Origin of the sequence: Micromonospora sp. NPDC050276, from assembly GCF_044459545.1 — a bacterium.
Lineage (GTDB): Bacteria > Actinomycetota > Actinomycetes > Mycobacteriales > Micromonosporaceae > Micromonospora.
The window spans coordinates 87088-93087 of record NZ_JBITJA010000020.1; the positions used below are offsets into that span (position 1 = coordinate 87088).

Consider the following 6000-nt stretch of genomic DNA (forward strand, 5'->3'; position numbering starts at 1 on the left):
ACCCATGGTAGCGAGGCACTCACGCAGGCGCATCCGTTGATGTGCTCAACTGCCATGGTCAGCGGTTACCTCGGCGAGCCGAGCAGGGGCGCCGCCGTTCCTCTACCGGGCCGAGTGGGCGGTCGTCGGGGCGTACTGCTGACGCCTGCCGTCGTCTCCTCGGCTGGCGGGGCGGATGGTTCGTTCGCTGAGCGCCAGCACCAGTGCGACCGCGCCGAGCAGGGCACCGATCAGCACCGTGCTGCGCACACCGTGGCTCGGCAGGGCGAGGCCGCCGACGAACGCGCCAGCGGTGATGCCCACGTTGACCGCGGCGGAGACCGTGGCGGCGGCGAGGTCGGAGCGCCCGGGCGCCACCTGCAGGACGAGACCGCCGAGTGCCGCGGTGAACGCGGCGAACGCCAGCCCGGCCAGCGCGATCAGGCCGACGGCCACCGACGGCCGTTGGTCGAGAATGGACAGCGTGACCAGGGCCGCCGATTGCAGTGCGACGGTCGTGACCAGGGCGAGCCACGGGCTACGGTCCAATAGCGCGCCGATGGCGAGGATGCCGAGCACGCTGGCGATGCCACGCACCAACAGGATGGCCCCGACTGACGAGGCGGAGAATCCGCTGATCTCGGTGACGAAGAGGGCGACATAGGTGTAGGGGGCGATCGCGCCGGCGGTCGCCAGGACGGCCACCGCCACCAGCAGCCAGAAGCGTCGGACGTCGGGCGTCGCACCGCGGGCGGCGTGCCCCTCTTCCGGCCGGGTCGAGGGCAGCAGTGTGGCCACCACGACGAGAACGACCGCGCCGAGTCCGGCCACCGCCAGGAACGAGGCCCGCCACCCGGCGCGCTCGCCCAGCCAGGTGCCGGCGGGCACCCCCAGGGCCAACGCGACGGTGCCGCCGGCGAACACGACCGCGACCACCCGCCCGCGTAGTGCGGGTCGGAACAGTTCGGCCGCGGCCGGCACCACGACGGCCCAGAACAGCGCATGGGTCGCCGCGGTGACCATCCTGGCCGTCAGGAGCAGCGTGAAGGTGCTCGCGAGCACCGTGATGGCGTTGCTGACGACGAAGCCGAGCAGGAGCGTCGACAGTAACCGTCGGCGAGGGACCCGGCGGACCAGCGCGGTCAACGGGACCGAGGCGACCATCACCACCGCGCCGTACACGGTGACGAGCATGCCCACCTGCGGCGGCGAGACGGACAGGTCTCCCGCCATCGGGAGCAGCAGCCCGACCGGCAGCGCCTCGGCGGTGGTGTACAGGAATGTCCCGCCGGACAAGCCGATCAGCGCCCCCACTGCCCGCCAGCGTCCCATCAGACCCTCCCGTCGTTACCGCCAAAATAAGTTATGATGGAAACAGGCTAGTGGTGTCCCTCGATGCAGGTCAACTGGTAAAGTGAGTTTCGATGGAAACGCTTGCGGGCGTAACGCGGATGCGATTGGTGGGCGGCAACCTCGCCCTGGACTTCATCAACACCCGTTCCGGTCCGCCCGTCGGCCCCCCGGACGACGACGTGCTGACCGGCTACCCCGAGCTGGTCGCCTGGGCCGCTTACGCGGGTGCACTCCGCGAGCCGGAGGCGGCGGCGCTGCGCCGGCTGTCCCGCGACGATCCGGATGGCGCCCACGCCGCCTTCGCACGATCGCTGCGCGTCCGCGACGATCTCGACGAGGTGTTCCGGGCAGTGGCCGCCGACCAGGATCCGAGCACGTCCGTGCTGGCCCGGCTGCGCGACGACGAAGCGGACGCGCTCGGTCACGCACGGCTCGATCGGGGGCGCACGTTCGGATGGACCTGGCGAGACGACCAGACGCTTGCCCGGCCGCTGCGGCCGGTGGTGCACGCGGCGGTCCAGCTCCTCACCACCGGCGCATTGAACCGGATCAAGGGATGCCGAGGCTGTCGTTTCCTCTTCAACGACGAGAGCAAGAACCGCAGTCGCCGCTGGTGCAGCATGGACGACTGCGGGACTTCCGAGAAGATGCGCCGCTACGTCGCCGCGCGACGGGCTAAGCCCCGGCCGCTTGTCCATCCTGACGAGCGCTGACGCCGTCAGCTCGTCCGCACCAGATGGGCAACAGGTCCGTAGACCTTCATGCCCGGCCGTCTGCGTCTGGTCCTGTTGCTCTCGTCGTTGCTGTCGACAGCAACAGGGCCAGGTCCGTCCGGGGACCGACTGTCAGCTTGGCCGCCGCGATGCCGGCGTCGGCTCGTAGTTACCCCTACTTCGGGCACGTGATCGAGGGTGGGCGTCGTCTGGGTGACAAGCTGAGTACGTGGGGCTGAACAAGGAGACAGCAGCGCGGCTCGCCGATGCACGTCTGGCTGAATGGCAACGCGCCAGCTATGGCGAGTGGCGCGCGATGCTCGACGACAAGAACGTACGCCAGGTCAACGGCGAAGACGGCAAGCGGTACAGCGTGGTCAGCTACGCCCTCGATGACGGCGATGGGCGTGTCCGCATGGTGGTGGCCGTGGATGACGGGAACTGGTCGGCGTTGGTTCCGCTGGTGCGCGACGAGATCATGATGTCGGATGGCACGTTCGCCGATTGACCTCTCCTGTTTGAACTCTCGGCGAGCCGGTCCGATCGGGTGTCATCCGAGGTCGTACGGCGTACTGGGGTCGCTTCGGGTCGGGTTCGGTGGGCAGGGTTGCTGTACTTCGCTGCTGTACTGCTCGTCGACGAGGAACTGTCTGAAGTGGGTGCGTATCTCCAGCCAGTGGCGGTGTTCGTCGCAGGGGTGGAGTCGGCCGCAGCGGCACAGACTCAGGGCCGACTCGGCGTGCTTGGTCAGCAGGATGTCCGCATGGGCCACCTGCGCCTTCGCGTACTCCCGAAAGGCTGTCGAGGTGCAGATGGCTCCCATCGGTCACCGCCCTGCCCTGCGGGCGTGGCGGTGGTGCCAGAGGGCCTCGGCGACGGCGTCCACGGGGTCGATGTCCCCGGCCGCCAGGCGCTCGCGGGTGACGGCGATCCAGGGTGGCGACGCGGGGGTGGCTTCGCCGCACGCGGTGCGCATCCCTTCCTGGGCGAGTTGGGCCAGCCGGCAGGGGTCGCGTTGGTTCGTGTGCCAGCAGCCGGTGGCCACGCAGAAGCCGGCGCTGTCGGGCCGGTGAGCCTCCCAGAGAGCGCGGGCCAACCGCCACAGCAGACGGTGCTGGCATTCTGCGGGCGGCTCTTCGGGCGGGTTGTCGACATTGAAGGACATGCGCCGACCATCCCGGCCGGCGGTGGGCCGTTCCATGGCCAGCGGTCATGTCACGGTGACATGGGACGGCTCGACCAGTGCGAATGGTCGCCCTAGGCTGTCGATCTGAACACCTTGAGTAGTCGGAACGCGACGCTGGGAGCTGCCGTGAGGCTCGATCCGCTGCGAATACCGGAGGATGCGTGGTCGCACGGCGAGGTACTGACCGCCCTGGCCGCCCGCGACATCGGCGGACTGTTCCGCTGGATCGCCAGTCTCACCGGGGCGAGTCAGAGCCGGGTCGGGGCAGCTGTCGGGCTGGAACAGGGTTACGTCAGCCGGATCATGGCCGGACGCAAGGTCACCTCGATAGACGTCCTGGAGCGGATCGCCGACGGCTGCCGGATGCCCGACCAGGCGCGCACCACGATGGGCCTGGCACCCCGACAGACCGCACCACCCACCGGCCCCGACCGGCGCACCCCCAGCGAGCCGGTTCACCGGACCTGGCAGGAGGACGTACGCAGTGCCGCAGAGCTTTGGCGAGGTGACGTGAACCGTCGAGAAGTGCTCCGGCAGGTGGCCTTCAGTTCCGCCGGCTACACCCTGCCGGCGCTGCGCTGGTTCACCGCCCCCGACCCGGCCCCGGTCACCCAATCCGGCCGCAACACCGTCGGTCAACCCGAGATTGACACCATCCGCGCGATGACCGCGACCTACCGCCAGTTGGACAACCAGTACGGCGGCGGCCATGCCCGCGACACCGTCGTCCGTTGCCTCCACCAGGAGGTGACCCCGCTGCTCACCGACGGCCGCTACGACCATGGCACCGGTCAGCGGCTGCTCAGCGCCGCCGCCGAACTGGCTCAACTCGCCGGATGGCAGGCGTACGACACCGCCGAGCACGGCATCGCCCAGCGGTACCTCACCCTCGCCCTGGACTTCGCCCACGCCGCCGGAGACGACGGCCTCGGCGCGGAGATCCTCGCCGCGATGAGCCACCAGGCCACCTACCTCGGCCACACCACCACCGGCCTTGACCTCGCCCGCGCCGCCGGCCAGACCGCCCGCCGCGCCGGGGTTCCGGTCCTGACCGCCGAAGCCCACGTCATGGAAGCCCACGCCCTGGCCAAAGCCAACGACGAACGGGCCTGCGCCGCCGCCCTGCACCAGGCAGAACAAGCCCTCGACCGAGCCGACCGCAGCACCGACCCGCAGTGGCTCAGCTACTTCGACGAGGCGTACCTGTCGGCCAGGTTCGGCCACTGCTTCCACGCCCTCGGCCGCAACACCCACGCCGAACGCTTCGCTGTCCGGTCCCTGCGCATGGACAACCGATACGTACGCGGCCGAGCCTTCAACCTCGCCCTGCTCGCCAACGTGCACGCCCAACAGGGCGAACCTGACCGGGCCTGCGCCGTCGGCGCAGAAGCCCTGACCCTGACCACCCAGCTACGGTCCGCCAGAGCCGTCCGCTACCTCCGCGACCTGCAAACTCAACTCGTTCCGCACCGGCGGCTACCCGCCGTCCGGCACTTCACCGGCCGCATCGACGCCACGCTCGGTCGGCGGCGCTGACCGTCACAGCTCTCCCCGGGCCTTACGCCCGACCAGCTCCAGCACCGCGATCACCGTGCCGGCACCGACGATCTCACCCCGGGACACCAGCCCGTACGCCTCGTCGAGCGGAATCCACGCGACCTGCTCCGCCTCGTTCACGTCCAAGGGTGCGCCGATGTGCTCAGCCTTACGAGCCAGGAACAGGAGGTTCTCGGCGTCGGCAGTGCCGACCCACGGTTGGAAGGACAGCAACGGCTCCACCCCTTGAGGCCGCCAGCCGGTCTCCTCCTCGACCTCCCGCACCGCGCACTGCGCCGGCTGCTCCTCGTCGTCGACGTAGCCACCGGGCAACTCCCACACCCACCGGTCGAACACGAACCGGTGCCGCCGCATCAACAGCAGGCGCTGCTGATCGTCGAGCACGGCGACCATGGCCGACCGGGGAGCCCGGATCACGTACTGCTCAAAGCGCACCCCGTCGGGCAACTCCACCTCGGCGATGCTCAATTGCGCCCGCCGGGTGTCGTCCACGACCCGCTCGCCGTGGATGGTCCACCGGGTCAACTCCGTCGCCTGCTTCTTCACCACCCCGCCAGTATCCGCGCCGAACCCGCCACCTGCCGTAGGCGACGCCTCCTGGGCGCACTTCCCGGTGCGACGCCTGAAACGGACACCCAACGCCGACCCCAGTTGAGGGGATGCGGTCACGGGCTGTCGACTACTGCCAACTGGTGGGCAACCCGCGCCGACGAGCAGGTGCCGGGCGTCGTTGGTTCACCTTCGAAGCCGACCCGCATCAACGCTCGCGGTGCAGTTTTGCTGCCTCGCTGTCTGATGCCTCGCTTACAAAGGTGCTTCCGGCAAAGATCGCAGCGTCCGCTGACGTCCTTGGGGGTCCACTAGTGGAAACCGACCACAGCCGGCGAGCTGCCGTTCACCCGACAGCACGGCTTCAGTGCCGTCCACGATGGCCCGGATTCGCACACCTACACGGTGGGCAGCCTGCGGCGACCGCTCGCATGCCGACATCCCAGGATCCCACCCGTGCCGGCCTTCGTCACCGGTTCGACGAGCGCGAGAGGACACGACAATCGGCGGGACGTGGCACCACCACGAACCCGCCTCCGGCGTCAGCCGCCCTCCCGGCGGTGCCAGGTGTCGGCTCCGCCTGAAAACTGACCATGTGGTTCCGGCTGAATCGGGACCACCTCCTGAAGCATCGGGAGGTGCTGAGCGTGGAGGACTGGGCGG

6 protein-coding genes are annotated in these 6000 nt (G+C 69.5%); 3 read left to right on the forward strand and 3 right to left on the reverse strand.

Annotated features, from left to right (window positions below):
* Window positions 1-102 precede the first annotated feature (102 nt).
* Complete coding sequence (locus ACIBF8_RS29390) at window positions 103-1311, reverse strand: MFS transporter (RefSeq protein WP_396787175.1); 1209 nt, start codon at window positions 1309-1311, stop codon at window positions 103-105.
* 128 nt (window positions 1312-1439) lie between these two features.
* Between ACIBF8_RS29390 and ACIBF8_RS29395 the strand changes: the two genes are divergently transcribed.
* Both ACIBF8_RS29395 and ACIBF8_RS29400 read left to right on the forward strand, forming a co-directional pair.
* Window positions 1440-2045, forward strand: a complete 606-nt coding sequence (locus ACIBF8_RS29395) for a CGNR zinc finger domain-containing protein (protein WP_396787176.1) — start codon at window positions 1440-1442, stop codon at window positions 2043-2045.
* Between the two features lie 229 nt (window positions 2046-2274).
* Window positions 2275-2553 (forward strand): hypothetical protein, encoded by a 279-nt coding sequence (locus tag ACIBF8_RS29400; protein ID WP_396787177.1) that lies wholly within the window; start codon window positions 2275-2277, stop codon window positions 2551-2553.
* Between the two features lie 318 nt (window positions 2554-2871).
* Here ACIBF8_RS29400 and ACIBF8_RS29405 read toward each other — a convergent pair whose 3' ends face one another.
* Entirely contained in the window at window positions 2872-3246 is a 375-nt protein-coding gene (locus ACIBF8_RS29405) for a hypothetical protein (RefSeq protein WP_396787178.1), read from the reverse strand.
* 111 nt (window positions 3247-3357) lie between these two features.
* Between ACIBF8_RS29405 and ACIBF8_RS29410 the strand changes: the two genes are divergently transcribed.
* A complete protein-coding gene (locus tag ACIBF8_RS29410; RefSeq protein ID WP_396787179.1) occupies window positions 3358-4767 on the forward strand; it encodes a helix-turn-helix domain-containing protein in 1410 nt (469 codons plus the stop codon).
* A gap of 3 nt (window positions 4768-4770) precedes the next feature.
* On the opposite strand, the gene ACIBF8_RS29415 is transcribed toward ACIBF8_RS29410, so the two are convergent.
* Entirely contained in the window at window positions 4771-5337 is a 567-nt protein-coding gene (locus ACIBF8_RS29415) for an NUDIX hydrolase (RefSeq protein ID WP_396787180.1), read from the reverse strand.
* Window positions 5338-6000 lie beyond the last annotated feature (663 nt).